Source organism: Streptomyces sp. NPDC059832 (assembly GCF_042731715.1).
In the GTDB taxonomy this organism is placed as follows: Bacteria; Actinomycetota; Actinomycetes; order Streptomycetales; family Streptomycetaceae; genus Streptomyces.
This window is the reverse complement of the sequence record NZ_JBHWIY010000001.1, coordinates 41,270-55,303: the sequence shown is the minus strand read 5'-3', so window position 1 is coordinate 55,303 and position 14,034 is coordinate 41,270. Positions and strand designations below refer to the sequence as shown.

Sequence of the window (14,034 nt, the reverse complement as noted above, 5' to 3'; positions counted from 1 at the left end):
AGCTTGACCACCACGCCACCGTCAGTGCCGTCCTGAGGGCTACGGAGATGTGTCCCGGTGCAATGGATCCTGCCCCAACGTGCGGGTGGACGGTGCGTCGCGTCGTTGGTGGTGGCGGCGAAAGGTCTTCACCACAGTCGTGGCAGAGGTGCTCGATCAGGCTGGCGGCCCGCTGCGGCACGGGTATGCCGTCCGGTGAGTCGGTGGGGCGCGGTCACACCACCACAGGGGGCGTGACCGCGATCGGCCGGCTGAGGCCTGGTGCTCGGGTGGTGGCGAGTCGGTAGGAGTCGGTGCCGGTCTCGATGATGTCGCCGCCGACGGTGAGGCGGTCGACGAGTTTGCCGCGTTCGAAGCGGGCTCCGGCCCGGACGAGGGCGGCGAGGTGGGGTGCGTTCACGGCTCGCCGGCGGGCCTGGGCGGACTCGACGAGCTTGAAGACCCTCGCCAGGGCGGCCGCTCGGGACCCGGCACCCTTGGTTGCCTTGGTTGCCTTGGTTTCCTTGGTTTCCTTGGTCCGCATCCTGACCGCTGCGAAGGCCGACTCGAACGGATTCTTGGTCCGCAGGCGGATCCAGCTTGAGCCGGCAGGGCTGAGCGTCGGAGCTGGCGGGCAAGATGGCTGCCGGGCGACCGGTGGGCCATCGTTTGCCGCCGCGGATGGTTTCCTTCCGGCAGGTGGGAGTGGGCTGGGAAGCCCGCCGCTCAGGCGGCACCGGTGGCGGGTATGGCGCGAGGGGGGCGGTCTGCATCCCAACGGTACGAGGTCGAGAAGACCGCGAAGACGGCTGTGCGGCACTACCCCAAGACGGAGTAGCCGCAGGTGCTGGAGCCCGCGGTGGCAGGGACAGTGGAGGGTAGGACCCACGGGGCCGCGCATCGGGGCTCACGCCTGTCGGGCGTGCGCTGCCCCGGCCAGCCGAAAGGTGCATCCCCATGTCCGCGGAGCGCGCAAACCTCGACCCGCACCCCCTCACTGCCCTGGTCACCGGGGCCACGTCCGGCATCGGCCGGGCGGTTGCCAAGCGGCTGGCCGCCGACGGAATGTCCGTCGTCGTGGCCGGCCGCAACGCCCAGCGCGGCGCCGAGACCGTCGACGAGATCACCACAGCCGGCGGCCACGCCCGATTCGTCGCGGCGAACCTGGAGGACCCGGTCGGCATCGACCGGCTCGCCGCAGAGGTCGGCGGGATCGACGTCCTGGTCAACAACGCCGGACATGCCGTCTGGGCACCGACCGAGGAGATGAAGATCTCCGACTACGACGCGATGTTCGCCGGCAATGTCCGCGCGGCGTTCTTCCTCGTGGCCGCGTTCGTCCCGGCGATGGCGGCGAAGGGATCGGGAAGCGTGATCAACATCGGCAGCATGGCCGGCAGCCTCGGCTTGGCCAATGCTGCCGCGTACGGCGCGACCAAGGCCGCGCTGGCATCACTGACGCAGAGCTGGACGGCCGAGTACAGCGGCCGTGGCGTCCGCTTCAACACCGTTGCCCCCGGCCCGGTCTACACCCGGGGCGCGGCCCGCGAGCTGTTCGACTCGATCGCCGAAACCACAGCGATGAAGCGCGTGGCCGAGCCTGCCGAGATTGCCGAGGTCGTCGCTTTCCTCGCCTCGTCGAAGGCCAGCTACGTCACCGGCGCGACCGTCGCCGTCGATGGCGGCCGCACCGCCATCTGACCCCTGGCTCCCACACTGGGCGGCCCCACTGACAGGCCCCCTGTCCGAGGAAACCATCACGCACGGCGGCCCTCTCAGGAACCGTCGGTCGGGGCTCCTGGCGGGGGTGCACCTCAGCGGCGAGAGCCACCAGGTGAAGCGCTCCTTACCCTGTTGGCGGGTTGATTCCGGTCCTTCGTACGATCGGGAGACCCAGGGGCCTGGGTGTGGCTGAAAGCGCTCATGTCGAACGTGTGGCTTTGACTGATAGGCCGTCCAGCGCCCCGCGACGACACGGCCTAAGAGGTGGACGACGTTGCTGCCCGCGGACCGTATCCGCTGCGCCGCCGGACACGTGCCCACCGCTCGATTGCTCACCGCTCGATACCAGGCCGCTCGTTGTGGTTCGCGAGTACCTCGGCCGGGACATCAGCAGGCAGGCGCGCCCACCGGGCCAGATCCCCCCAACTCCACCCCGGCCCGCAGCGCCGCTGTTGCGGTACCACGTCATCGACACCGAAGACCTCCGCAGCCATCAGGGCGTCGGACGGGAGGTGTCCTTCGTCAGGGGAGTCTTCTGGATCGCCGTGATCCTCCACCGGCCGTCCTGCTTGGCAAGGCTGATGGTGCGGTGCTGGGTGTACGGCGTGTTGAGGGCGAAGCCGCCCTTCTTCAGATAGCCGGGAGCGGCGGCCGTGAACTCGATCACCGTGTCCATTTCGGCCTTGGCCGTCGCCCGGTCCTTGTAGAGCGTGGAGCGGTACCAGGCCGTCTTCACCTGGCGCGTGGTCACCTTGTTGTCGCGGAAGAGGGAGGCCAGCTGTGCAGCGTACCCCTGCCGCTTGAGGGCCTTGACGAACTCGGGCGAGTAGAAGGCGAATTCGGCGTCGGTGCTGTCGGTGACGGACCGGTGGTCACGATTGTCCGTGGTTCCGGAATGCAGGGCGACTGCCTTGCGCACTGCCACGACATCCGGGTCGTCGTCGGGCAGCGTCTGGATGGTTTCGCCCTTGTCGCCGATGAGCGACCACAGCGACCTGCCTGCCGACCCGGTGGGCGGACCACCCTGCGAGGACCCGTCGGTGGAGGTCGCGGAGGTCGGGGTGTCGCCTGGTGCGGAGTCGCAGCCGCTCAGCATGAGGACCAGGGCGGCAGTGAGGGCGGCTGTGAGGTGGCGCATCGGGTTCGCTCCTGGGAGGGGAGGCGGGCGCGCCCCTCGGCAGGGCGCGCCCGGATGTTCAGCAGGTGATCAGAGAGCGGGTTCGCGAGTCCACTGGCTGGTCCAGTACGTCGCCGGTACGGAGCCGTACTGGACGGATCCGGTGGCGCCTTCCGTGTGCATGTACTGGCCGGTCCGGCGGTTCCTGAACCGGATACGGCCGTCGACGGTCTCCTCGGTCCACTGGCCGTCCGGCGGGTCAGTCGCGGGTGCAGCCGGTCCCATGCCTGCGCGGTCGCCTTGCCGCAGAGGCGGGTGCTTGAACGTGCGCATGCGCTGCTCGGCTTGGAGTTCCTCCGGAGCAGCCCGCATCAGTACCAGCCCGACACCCGGTATCTGGACTGTCCGGCGGGCGTAGGGTGCGGCGGCGCAGGCACCCTTGCATAGGCTGGCCGTCTCATCCGACGCACCGCGACGAGGATCAGCCCATGCGCAGCACCAGGATCCGCCTGATCGAGCCCACCGACGCCGCCCCGATAGCCGCGCATCGGCTGCGGGACTTCGAGGCTTTCCGGCCGTGGGAACCGGACCAGCCGGCCGACTTCTTCACCCCGGAGGGCCAGGCGGAGCGGATCGACAGCCTGCTGGCCGGATACCGGGCCGGCGCGGTCTGGCCGGGCGTGGTGCTCGCCGACGACCAGGTGATCGGGCAGGTCACCGTCGGAGGCATCCTGCCGCAGCCCCACCTGCGCCGCGGCTCCGTCGGATACTGGATCGCCGGCGTCGCCCAGAATCAAGGGCACGCCGGGCACGCCGTCGGGCTTGTACTCCGGGTGATGACGGACGAACTCGGGTTGCACCGCGCCGAGGCGTCCACCAATCTGGAGAATCTGCCGTCGCAGCGGGTGCTGCGCCGCAACGGGTTCAGCCCGTACGGCGTCGCGCACTCCTCGATCCTTCTCGACGGGAGCTGGCGGGACGGGCTGCTGTGGGAGCGGGTCCTCGGCGACTAGGGTGTTTCCTGCGGATCATCCGCCTGGCCTTGCGGCAACGGCACTGATCGAGTCAGGGAGCCCACGGCCGGGAGGCGGGTGGTCCTCTGCTTCGGGTGGGGGTCCTCCGGATCACAAACCACCGGCGACACCCGAAACCGCGTACGGGCGGGGCCTCGGCACGCACGGCGCGACGCACGGGTTCGAAGCTCGCGAACCGTCCCGGTGCAGCTCGGGGTCCGCAGGCAGAGGCTGTTCAGTCCTCGGCGTGCTGGTCGAGCAGCGCCGCGAATCCCGGGGCGAGCTCACACGCACGCCCCGCGTCGTGGTCGTAGCTCGTCACGGGACCACCAGGGGCGAGCACGAGGGGGTTGCCTGCGAGGTCGAAGGACACGACCAGTCCCCGGTCGGTGCCGGGCCACCCGTCGCGGCGAAAGCGCAGGGTGAGGTCTACGACGCTCACACGCTCCAGCAGGTCCGAGTTCCGCAGTCCGTACACCGGGACGCCGACATAGCAACCCCCGAAACGCTCGACGAACTCGGCGTAGTCCGGGTCGAGACCGACCCCGAGAGGGGAGATCGAGGATGCGAGTTCCGCCCGGTCGGTCGGCGTCCCGGCACCGTAGCGCCGGACGGCGCGCTCCAAACGGTTCAGCAGCGCGGGTTGGAAGGGCACGCCGTGATCCTAGCCAGAACCGTAGGACAAGCTGAATCGTGTGGTCAGGAGTTAAGCAGACCTGGTGAGGCCGATGCCACGCTGGTTGAGGAATCGGTGGTGATCGCCGTGGCGATCGCTTCGCTGCGCCATACGAGCATCGGTACGCCGGACATGTAGTAGTGGGTGCCGCTCGTGAGGTAGCCCAGGGCAAGAAGCGACCGCTGGGGCCTACCGCTCCGGTCGATGAGCCGTCCGGTTTCCGGCTGCACGCGCAAGCCACCGTCCGGGTGCCGTTGTCCGCACCCGTTACGGATCAGCGAGTCCATCAGCTCATGGGACGTGGCTGGGTGGGCCGTCGGTGCCGCGGTTGCGGCGGCGATCACGACATCGGCTTCCACCGTGTGGTGTTGCGCTGTGACCCGGAACCCCTGCTTCGCGGGCGTGACTTTCTCAAGGCCGCGTAGGACTTGCAATTGACCGTTGTCGGCCATCTCAAGGAGTGTGCCAGCGGTCGCGGCGGGCATGGGGGAAGTGAAGCTGGCCCACAGTCGGTGGTAGCGGCGGAAGAACTGCTGCCGATCGCTGCGGGGCAGAGTCGGCCACCAATAGTGCACGGTGGTGATCAGAGCCCAGGTGGTGACCTGGAGCCAGTCGATGTCCCGTACGTGTTCCCGGTCGGCGAGTTGTCGGCGTACACGGCTCAACCCCCAGTCCGCCATGGACGTCTCGGCGGCGATCTGCCCTGGCGTGGCCCCGGCGCGGAGTGCTTCTGCCCGGGCCAGAGCGGCCACCATCGACAGCCGAAGAGGTGAGGACGAGCGCTCAAGCCGGTCCCGGACGATCTCTGGGGTCATCACCGTCGGCCGCCCGACCTGTCGTGGGCGGCGCACGGCAGCCAGGATGCCGTCCCGCGAAAGCAGTGTGATCCGCCCCTGATGCCCTTGGGCCCGCAGCCCCAGGACGGCGTCGACAGCGGTGAGCCCGCAGCCGATGACGGCCACGGAGGCCGACGGATGAACGGTGTCAAGAGTGGATGCCACGGGATAGGGCCGCGTGATGTAGGACGGGTGACCAGCGAGTTTGTAGGGGTCGTAACCGGACGGGTCTCCGACGCACAGCACCGCGTAGTCGCACGGGATGGTGGCCCCGTCCTCCAGGCCCACCAGTGCCTTGTCACCGTCGGGCGCGACACTCACGACGCGTCGGCGCAGCCACGTGACACGCCAGCCGGCGCCCGTCAGGCCGTCCAGGGTCTGGGAGAGAGTTTCCTCTAGGTAGCGGCCGTAGACGTGCCGCGGTGGGAAGATCTCCTGCGTCCACAAGTTGGGAGCACAGCTCCCGTCGTGGTGACGGGCGAGCCACCGCTGTGCGTGCTCCGGATCGTTTGGGTCCAGCGTCATCATGGTGGGTGGGGCGTTCACCACGATCTCGTCACGGTCCATCCGGTACGCCCTGCCGCGCCACAGCTGGTCCGAGGGCTCCACGATCACGAGGTCAACGTTTCGAGAGCCGAGTGCGCGGGCGAGCGCCATGACGAGACATGCCGCGGCCGTGCCCCCGCCCACAATGCAGATACGCATGCGCAGCTCCTAAGCTCTCGGGGGCGACGTACTGGCGGATGGCTGCCTGCGAGCCAGCGCGAAGCGGTAGGTGATGCTGCCGACGAACCCTTCGTCCTGTGCCCTGCGCCGCGCTTCGTCCTTCAGCGAGCGGGCCAGGTCTTTGCCGATCGTCCCGCTGTCGAGCATCGTGTCTACGCCTCGGTCGATGATGGTGTACGCGTAGGCCGAGTGCGCAGCTGTGTAGGTATGGGCACCTGCCTGCGTGAGCTGGAAGCCTGCCGCCTCCAGCAGGCGCGGGAGGGATCGCAATTCGTGCGTGTTCACGACGTACTGTGCACGCCAGGCGGCCACGCAAGCGTTCAGCGGATCGTGCGGGCCCAGCGAGAAGTCCGTCGATGCGTAGTCGCCGTCGAGTACGGCGATCTGCCCTCCCTGGCGGCACACCCTGTGTGCCTCTTGGAGCACCGAGCGGATGTCCGGAGTGTGGCTGAGCAGCGTGTACATGAGGACCGTCGGGAACGACTCATCGGCGAACGGCAGCCGATGCGCGTCGGCTGCCAGGAGCCTGAGGTTCCCCGCTGTTCCGTCCGATTGGCCAGCCATCCTCAACAGGTCGACGCTGTGGTCGATGCCGACAACTGTGGCGGTACGCGCCCGGTCGCAGAGGTCGGCGAGAAGTTCACCGGAACCACAGCCGATCTCCAGCAGCGGCCCGGCGGTGACATCGACGGCCGTGAGGAAACGCTGCAGCATCTGGTACTGATCCGGGTCCTGCCTGCGGGAGTGCAGTACTGATGCAACCTGCTGCGTGGTCTCGCTGTCACACGTGGCCAGCGAGGAGAACACGTCGTTCATGTACAGCCACTTCCCGTGGTCGGTGCAGGCGTGACGCGGAAAAGGGCCCCTTCGTCCTCCAGTCTGCTCAGCGCCTCAAGAGACTGCCGGACCACGGACTCCTCGGGATGGACGAAGTAGACGATCCCCGTCTTGCCCTTGGTCAGGGTGCTCTTCTGGATCGCTTGCCCGACGCACGGCAGTCCCTGCACGCTGTGGAAACCCGGGAGCCGGCGTACGGATGACAGTCCTGGCACCGCCGCCAGGACTCCGGTCTCCCAGCAACGCACGAACGCCTTGCCCATCACCTGCGGCGGAGCGTAGGCGTGGGAGAAGCGGGCCTTGAACGACGCTGGGTCGCCGAGGCTCTCTGCCAGTAAGTGCTGCTGGCTGCTGCCGAACGCGGCGAAGTACGGATCGGGGTGGAGCACTGGCCCCAGGATGCGCGCATTGACCTCGACGAGGCGCGGGCCGTCACAGGTGAGGCGCACGTCCGCATTGGCCGCGCCATTGCGAATACCCAGAGCGTCCAGGCAGTCGAGGGTGTAGGACACCACTTCCCGCTCGGCTGCCCCAAGGCTTGGGCAGCTGACGTTGTACCGGCGCACAGGAAGGCCGTCGAGCTCCTCGATGACATTTCGTGCCACCTCACACACCACATGCCGACCGTCCAGACTCACCGTCGTCACCACGTACTGCTCGCCCGGCAGATACTCCTGTACGAAAATCTTGTCGTTCGGCAGGCCCACGAGGTTCATCTGTCGGTGAATGTCCAGGAAGTGTGCCACCGCTGCCGTTTCCGTCCAGCACACCCTGCAGCCGTCGCTGCCGGAGCTCTGGCTGGGCTTCACGACCGCAGGAAGCCCAAGGCGCCGCAGTGCCCTGGTCAGGTCGTCCACCGTTCCCACCACGGCCTGCCCCGCGCAGGGCACGCCGGCCCTCCGTAGGGCTTCGCCCATCAGAGCCTTGTCCCGCCGCGCGGCGGCCGTATCGTCCTCGTTGCGCGGCAGGCCCAGGGCCGCTGCAAGGTCATGGGCCAACGCGACGCCGAACTCGCTGCCAGGAACGACGTGCCGGACACCCCGGTGGCGCAGTGCGGCTACCGTGTCCGCCGTGTTTTCACTGGCGATCAGGACAGGCGCGCTCGCGTCGCTTCTGGCTGTTCCTGAGAAGCGATTCTCGTAAACGTGTACGCGGTCCTGGCCACGTTCCCTGAGGGCGGAGGAGAGGAAGACGCCGCTGGAAAGGGGGTCGACCAAAGCGATCATGGTGGTCCTCTTGCTTACGAGGGTGATGGAAGCACTGTTCGCCTCAGCGGTAGCTGCCCAGGCGGGGGGTGTGGGTGTGGCCCTTCCGGGGTGGCCGGCAACGGGCGACGCGGCATCAGCCCCGTGCCAGAAAGCGCGAAGCGCACCAGGCACCCAGCGCGGGCGCCCCGGACAAGAGACTCCGCAGCCGCTCCAACCGGTCCAGCTCCGTCGACCCGCCTCTGGCCCGACACCGATACCTCCCGGGGCTGCGACGCTCTGCGGCCACTCGACCGCAGCAGATCACAGGCTAGGAGCGATAGAAGAAGCCGATTCGGCAAATCATCCAACAAGCCATGGAACAGGCCGGAAACGCTCCCTTGACTTTCGATCCTGCGCCGACCTGCTGAATCCCCGTAGGTGATCTCCGTCCCGGTACTGGTGGAGCACCCGGCGGGCAGGGTCGCGGAGGCGCCCAGGGGCAGGGATGCCTTCACGGTGGCGGAGGTGACCGCGCTCGGGCCGGTGTAGGCGAGGTGGGGGACCAGGATGCCCAGGTGCGGCTGCGCGGCGACGTTCATGTCGAGGCCGGCGGTGCGGGGCGACCTGCGACTTCGGCTTCGCCGCATCCCACGGACCCGGGGCGTCCTCAGCGGGCGAGTATGTGGCCGTCGTGGGGGCGGTGGTCGCGGGAGCGGCGCAGGTCGGTGGTGACGTAGGTGCGTTGCAGCCAGCGGTCTGCTCCGTCGTAACGGGGGTGGAAGGCGGTGCGGCCGTGGACGGTGACGCGGTTGTCGATGATGACCAGGTCGCCGGGTGTCAGGCGCAGGGTGCGGGCGGTCGCCTCGCAGGCGCGGCCGAATTCGGTCAGCGCCGCGGTGGCCCGAGGGGTGAGAGGGGTGGTGACGAGTTGGGCCATGCGTATGTCGGGATCCTCGACCGCTCCCGACAGCACCGGTCGGGGCTTGACGTCGGGTTCGCCCGCGGCGGTGGCGGGGCCGAAGGAGGGGGGTGGTGTGGTGATGAACTCCGGTGCGAACAGGGCCTGGCGGCTGGCTGGGGTGAGAAGCGGCAGCGCCTGGCGGATGCCGGCGACGCGCATGCCGGCGATCTGGTCGTGGTCGGCGCGCAGGCACAGGAAGATCACATAGTCGGGTGGGTGGGGGTGGAAGCCGTTCTCGGTGTGGAAGGACAGTGGCACCGATCCGGCGTTGCCGTGGAAGGTCTCCTGTCCGGGCACGGGCACGACGTCCTGCACGAGGGCACCGGATTTCTCAGCCCGGTAGGCGAGAGGCTCGCCGAGCCCGCAGGCCACCATGGTGAGCACCGCGGCCGGGATGGTGGCCTGGCGCTGGACCGAGCCGGGTACGGCCGGTGTCGCGGGCAGGGCTGCCTGATCGATGGGCAGGCCGCCGATCACCAGTGTGCCGTGCGGGCCGGAGTGCCTTCGAAACCGGCGCACCTCGCGGCGCAGCGGGAACGGAAGGTCCTCCCAGGCGTCCCGGGCCCCTGCCACCCACTCGGGGTTGTCGACCTGGTCGTGCACGCCGGTGCACAGGGTGCGGGCCAGCCGCTCGCACGCGCCGGCATCGGCCGGGTCAAGTGCCCAGTCGGCGGCGACGGCAGAGCTTTGGGTGGTGTCGGGCGTCGTCTTGGACATCAGGGTCTCCTGCCGGGGGGTGGGCGGCGGACGCACGGACTCACGAGTGGCGCAGGCCGGCCACGGCGTCGGCGATGTAGTGGTCCCCGAATCGGATCAGGGAGGCGTACTGGGCTGCGCGGCGATGGCGCATGTGCCGTAGTTCGGCGACGGCGTTGTCGGGGCCTTCTGGTTTCTGAGCGATGGAACGATGCAGGTGCACCATCGAGTACGCGAGGGTGACGTGCCGCTCACCGTCCACGATGTCGGCTTCCAGAAGAGCGCCCCGTGCCTCGGCCAGCTCCGGGGCGCGGGCCGCCAACTGCTCGTAGGAGTCGGGAAGCACCGACAGCAGGTCCTTCATCGCCGCCCGGAACAGCTTGTATCCGCGATGTTGGCGCCCGCTCAACGGGACGTCCACCGACGGAGGCGCCATGGTGTGGCGTATCGCCGCCATGTAGTAATCGGCCGGGACCGTACTGGCGTGGGTCATGGCTGCCGGGAAGCCCCGCACGTACACCGTCGCATCTGCCAGCCGCAGCAGAGCGGCATCGCCGTCGCCGTGCCGCAGATAGCGGGTGGCGTCGGCCACGGCGACCGCGGCGCAGACGTTGAACAGGACATGGACCTGGTGCCCGATGAGCCACCGAGCACTCCACACACTCTCCAACGACGCCCCCGCAGCAGGCTCGGGGACGGCCACCGGCGGTAAGGAGTCAGGGGCGGCGCCCGGCGCTGCGCCGGTGAGGTCGAGCACCGACTGCCGCATCCCGGCCACCTCCAGCGCCAGGTCGGCACCCGACAGCGGAGCCTCACACAGATCTGCCAGACCGCGGTGGACGACCAGGACACCGTGCAGGGCGGCCTGCTGATCCGACAGCTCCACCTCACGGACCCGGAAGAAGGACTGACTGATCGACTCCGCCGGCAGTTCCTCACCGGCCACGGCCGGAGCCAGAGCCGACAGCGCGGCCACCAACTCACCGGCAGCCGCGGCGGCCTGCCGCAGCGCGACGGTCCGCTCGACAGGCCTGGCATGGGTCGCCAACCCGGCCAGCACGCGCGCGGTGCGCTGCGCCTCAGCAGCGACCCGCGGGCCCAGCACCGGGACGGACCGCCCGCCTCGGGGCTCACGGAAAACAGCGACAGCAGGATGACCGGCAACCGGCGATAAGCCCATGGTTGAAGTACTTCGCCAAGAACACTCCACACGAAACCTGATCTACAAGACCATTCCTGTGCGGTGCACTGGAGTTGGCCGGCGAGGTCCGCGGCGGCGGGCCCGGCACGCCCCCGCGGGCTCCGGTCCGAGGTCCGTACTGGTGAGCTCGCGTATCCAACTGTCGCCAATGCTCCCAGTACACAAGAATGAATGTCACTCTCTGTAGCTATCGAGGACGGTAGCCCGGTGAACTCGCGACAGTTGAATACGCGAGCTCACCAGTATCGAGCTCCGAGTTCCTCGATGGTGGCGAGCCGTTCGGTCAGCCACCGCTGGTAGAGCGTGAGCTGTCGGTCGACTCGCGGGAGGGGGTGCTTCGGGTGCCAGGGTGCGACGTGATGCCGCAGTTCGAAGAACCGCAGGCCCTATCCAGAAGCGTCGGTCGTCGTGGCCGGCGGGATCGAGTTTTGCAGATACGTCACGCATATATGGCCGGCTCCTGAGTCCCGTGAGCTTTGAGTCCCGTATCCACGCACACAGCAAAAGCCCAGTTCAGAGGGGTGCCGCTACATTCCTACGGGACTAACGGGACTCGTCCCTGCAGTTATCCCACGCCTACGACTCTCTCAACACGCGCGGGTGTACGTGTACTGATGTGATCTCTGAAGAGCTCATAACTGACAGACTCGGTCCCGTCAGCCCCGTGAAGCGCAGCAGGAACGCCGCTGACCTGCATGTATGCGCTACGGGACTCAACTGATGCCCGCCCCGGCGGGACTGAAATGCAGATCCTGCTCCGTGGACAGAGCCAGAGTCACGGGACTGACGGGACTCAACTTCCGCGACACGCGGAAGCCCCTTCTGGAAGCGCCCTTCTGGTGGGCTACGCTCTCACGAAACTGGCGAATTCGGTCCCGTCAGTCCCGTTGGTCCCAGTGAAGACCAACCCCGCCCAGGCTCCACGCCGCGGGATCAAAAGCATCAAAAAAAGATACATCTTCGATAAGGACACAGCCGTTGCCCCGCCAGCCCGAGACATCGTCGACGGTCCTGGACGCGCCCGTAGAAGGTCATGCGATCACCCGCTGGTGCGCCCAAGAAGGCTGGCTTGTACATCCCCTTGCAGGAGCCCGGCGCTCGCGCCGCACCCCTGCCGGCGTGGCCGGCGGCAGAACTGACCCGCACCGGCCATGCCTCCGCCTCCCAGCCAGCCGGTACCTGCACCACCACACCATCGCCGCGCTGCGCAAGGCCCCGACTCCTGGACCCGCTGTTGGCCGAGGTTGTCGACTGAACGACAACACCGCAAGGCATAAGTTGCACAGAGAAGCGCAATCGGGCCGCATACACCGCCGGAACCTTCAGTCACCTCGCTAGAACATGAGGCGAAGGACCTCCTGATGGAGACAGCCCGGTCAGCGTGCCCCCTCCAAGACCGCCGCAACCTGACGATCACCAAGTCTGCTCTGTCCGCGGGTGCCCAGCGCCCGCTCCACCCCCGAGGACGTTCATGAGCGCCGAGTCCATCCGCTTCGACGCAGAAGGCGCTGCCGAACAGATCCGCCAGCAAAGTCTCGACCTCGCGCTGCCCGGGACGCCCAGCCTCCCGGCCCAACAGACCGACGCCCGCTGCCCACCTGCCCCCAGCGCTCCCGTCGTGCTGCCCGACGCTCTGACCGACCGCGGCAACGCGAAACTGTTCGCCCGCCTCTACGCCGACCAGTTCCGCTACGTCGTCGGCATGGGCTGGCACTCGTGGGACCAGTACCGCTGGAAACTGACCGGCGGTGACGAAGCAGCAGTCTGGGCAGCCGGCGATATGGCCGAGCAGTTCGCCGACACCGACCCCAAAGGCCGGTTCAGCACCCGCGAACTCGCCACTCACCGCAAACGCTCCGAATCCACCTCAGGTGTGAAGGCCCTGCTGTACCAGGCACAAGCCGCACCGAGCCTGCGCCTGGACCCCGACGTCCTCGACGGCAACATCTACGCCCTGTGCACTCCTTGCGGGGTCGTCGACCTGCGGACCGGAGAACTGCGCAAGCCAAATCCGCTCACCGACATGCACTCGCGCGCCACCATAGTGGCCCCCCAGAAGATGCCGATCCCCCGATGGGAGAACTTTTTACGCGACACCTTCGGCGACGACGAGAAAGGCCTGGAGACCACACGCTTCCTGCACCTGCTGCTCGGCTACTCCATCACCGGTGACGTCGGCGCACAGATCCTGCCCTTCCTCTACGGCTCGGGAGCGAACGGCAAGTCCGTACTGCTCGAGGTGATGACACAGATCCTCGGCGACTACGCCAACGCCGCCCCGCCCGGATTCCTCATGGAAAAGGGAAAGTTCACCGAGCACAGCACGGAACTCACCGAACTCCACGGCCGCCGCATCGTCGTCTGCAGTGAACTGAAACCCAACGACAAGTTCAACGAGGCCCGCGTCAAGCTACTCACCGGCGGCGACACCATCACGGCCCGCCGCATGCGCCAGAACTTTTTCACCTTCACCCCGACGCACAAGCTGTGGCTGCTCGGCAATCACCGTCCCGAAGTCGGCACCGGCGGCCACGCCTTCTGGCGCCGCATGCGCATCATCCCCTTCGAGCGACGAGTCCCCGACGAGCGGAAGATCGACAACCTCGCCGCCGAACTCGTCCGTGACGAAGGCCCCGGCATCCTGCACTGGCTGATCGACGGAGGCCGCCAGTACCTCGCCACCCGTGCCCCGCTCACCGGACCGGCCTCCGTCCGCGTGGCCACCGCCGCCTATGAGACGACCGAGGACCACATCGGCCGCTTCATCACCGAACACTGCACCAAGGGCACAGGCGGCCAACTCAACCCCGAGCTACGCGTCGAACAGAAACTCCTCTACGAAACCTACGGGCGATGGTGCTCCGACGAAGGGATCAGGCCCTCGACGAGCCGGGCCTTCGCCAGTCGCATCAGGCAGGAACTCGGGCTGGCCTCTCCCGCCGAGATGATCAAGAACAACGCCACGAAGCTGTACCCCGGCCTGGCACTCCTCCCAGAAGACAGTGACACCCATGAGGGGAGAGCCTCGTGACCAGTGGCTACGCCCTGGGATCCCCAGCAGACCGACCGTACGATAGACGGTG

At 68.0% G+C, this 14,034-nt stretch carries 11 protein-coding genes and 1 pseudogene; 3 read left to right on the top strand and 9 right to left on the bottom strand.

The genetic code is table 11. The features are described from left to right. Positions 1-328: 328 nt before the first annotated feature. Positions 329-577 (bottom strand): annotated as a pseudogene (locus ACFV8T_RS00235) (hypothetical protein); the annotation flags it as partial. 359 nt (positions 578-936) lie between these two features. On the opposite strand from ACFV8T_RS00235, the gene ACFV8T_RS00230 reads away from it, so the two are divergent. After that, complete coding sequence (locus tag ACFV8T_RS00230) at positions 937-1,680, top strand: SDR family NAD(P)-dependent oxidoreductase (protein ID WP_385322853.1); 744 nt, start codon at positions 937-939, stop codon at positions 1,678-1,680. Positions 1,681-2,194: 514 nt separating this feature from the next. Here the strand turns inward: ACFV8T_RS00230 and ACFV8T_RS00225 are convergent. Both ACFV8T_RS00225 and ACFV8T_RS00220 read right to left on the bottom strand, forming a co-directional pair. Continuing rightward, on the bottom strand, positions 2,195-2,839 hold the full coding sequence (locus ACFV8T_RS00225; protein WP_385322851.1) for a hypothetical protein: 645 nt from the start codon (positions 2,837-2,839) through the stop codon (positions 2,195-2,197). Positions 2,840-2,908: 69 nt separating this feature from the next. Then, a complete protein-coding gene (locus ACFV8T_RS00220) occupies positions 2,909-3,103 on the bottom strand; it encodes a hypothetical protein (protein WP_385322850.1) in 195 nt (64 codons plus the stop codon). A gap of 203 nt (positions 3,104-3,306) precedes the next feature. On the opposite strand from ACFV8T_RS00220, the gene ACFV8T_RS00215 reads away from it, so the two are divergent. Further along, complete coding sequence (locus tag ACFV8T_RS00215) at positions 3,307-3,831, top strand: GNAT family N-acetyltransferase (protein WP_385322848.1); 525 nt, start codon at positions 3,307-3,309, stop codon at positions 3,829-3,831. A 235-nt stretch (positions 3,832-4,066) separates the two neighbouring features. On the opposite strand, the gene ACFV8T_RS00210 is transcribed toward ACFV8T_RS00215, so the two are convergent. The 6 genes from ACFV8T_RS00210 to ACFV8T_RS00185 all read right to left on the bottom strand — a co-directional run bounded on the left by ACFV8T_RS00210 (position 4,067) and on the right by ACFV8T_RS00185 (position 10,855). Beyond that, entirely contained in the window at positions 4,067-4,486 is a 420-nt protein-coding gene (locus ACFV8T_RS00210) for an SMI1/KNR4 family protein (protein ID WP_385322847.1), read from the bottom strand. 44 nt (positions 4,487-4,530) lie between these two features. Then, entirely contained in the window at positions 4,531-6,048 is a 1,518-nt protein-coding gene (locus ACFV8T_RS00205) for an FAD/NAD(P)-binding protein (protein ID WP_385322845.1), read from the bottom strand. 9 nt (positions 6,049-6,057) lie between these two features. Continuing rightward, complete coding sequence (locus ACFV8T_RS00200; RefSeq protein WP_385322843.1) at positions 6,058-6,885, bottom strand: methyltransferase domain-containing protein; 828 nt, start codon at positions 6,883-6,885, stop codon at positions 6,058-6,060. After that, the gene (locus tag ACFV8T_RS00195) at positions 6,882-8,132 is read right to left on the bottom strand and encodes an ATP-grasp domain-containing protein (RefSeq protein WP_385322841.1); all 1,251 of its coding nucleotides are present in this window, start codon (positions 8,130-8,132) and stop codon (positions 6,882-6,884) included. Before ACFV8T_RS00195 ends, ACFV8T_RS00200 begins: the two co-directional genes overlap by 4 nt. 628 nt (positions 8,133-8,760) lie before the next feature. Then, entirely contained in the window at positions 8,761-9,771 is a 1,011-nt protein-coding gene (locus ACFV8T_RS00190) for a TauD/TfdA family dioxygenase (RefSeq protein WP_385322839.1), read from the bottom strand. 40 nt (positions 9,772-9,811) lie between these two features. Next, positions 9,812-10,855: a hypothetical protein gene (locus ACFV8T_RS00185; RefSeq protein WP_385322837.1), complete on the bottom strand. Its 1,044-nt coding sequence runs from the start codon at positions 10,853-10,855 to the stop codon at positions 9,812-9,814. A gap of 1,567 nt (positions 10,856-12,422) precedes the next feature. On the opposite strand from ACFV8T_RS00185, the gene ACFV8T_RS00180 reads away from it, so the two are divergent. Next, positions 12,423-13,982 carry a phage/plasmid primase, P4 family gene (locus ACFV8T_RS00180; RefSeq protein WP_385322835.1) on the top strand — a complete coding sequence of 520 codons (1,560 nt, stop codon included), beginning with the start codon at positions 12,423-12,425 and terminating at the stop codon, positions 13,980-13,982. Positions 13,983-14,034 lie beyond the last annotated feature (52 nt).

What these genes read in the sequence shown, in the direction of transcription:
- ACFV8T_RS00230 (WP_385322853.1), top strand. Translation starts at nt 937, where the DNA reads ATGTCCGCGGAGCGCGCAAACCTCGACCCGCACCCCCTCACTGCCCTG.
- ACFV8T_RS00225 (WP_385322851.1), bottom strand. Translation starts at nt 2,839, where the DNA reads ATGCGCCACCTCACAGCCGCCCTCACTGCCGCCCTGGTCCTCATGCTG.
- ACFV8T_RS00220 (WP_385322850.1), bottom strand. Translation starts at nt 3,103, where the DNA reads ATGGGACCGGCTGCACCCGCGACTGACCCGCCGGACGGCCAGTGGACC.
- ACFV8T_RS00215 (WP_385322848.1), top strand. Translation starts at nt 3,307, where the DNA reads ATGCGCAGCACCAGGATCCGCCTGATCGAGCCCACCGACGCCGCCCCG.
- ACFV8T_RS00205 (WP_385322845.1), bottom strand. Translation starts at nt 6,048, where the DNA reads ATGCGTATCTGCATTGTGGGCGGGGGCACGGCCGCGGCATGTCTCGTC.
- ACFV8T_RS00200 (WP_385322843.1), bottom strand. Translation starts at nt 6,885, where the DNA reads ATGAACGACGTGTTCTCCTCGCTGGCCACGTGTGACAGCGAGACCACG.
- ACFV8T_RS00195 (WP_385322841.1), bottom strand. Translation starts at nt 8,132, where the DNA reads ATGATCGCTTTGGTCGACCCCCTTTCCAGCGGCGTCTTCCTCTCCTCC.
- ACFV8T_RS00190 (WP_385322839.1), bottom strand. Translation starts at nt 9,771, where the DNA reads ATGTCCAAGACGACGCCCGACACCACCCAAAGCTCTGCCGTCGCCGCC.
- ACFV8T_RS00180 (WP_385322835.1), top strand. Translation starts at nt 12,423, where the DNA reads ATGAGCGCCGAGTCCATCCGCTTCGACGCAGAAGGCGCTGCCGAACAG.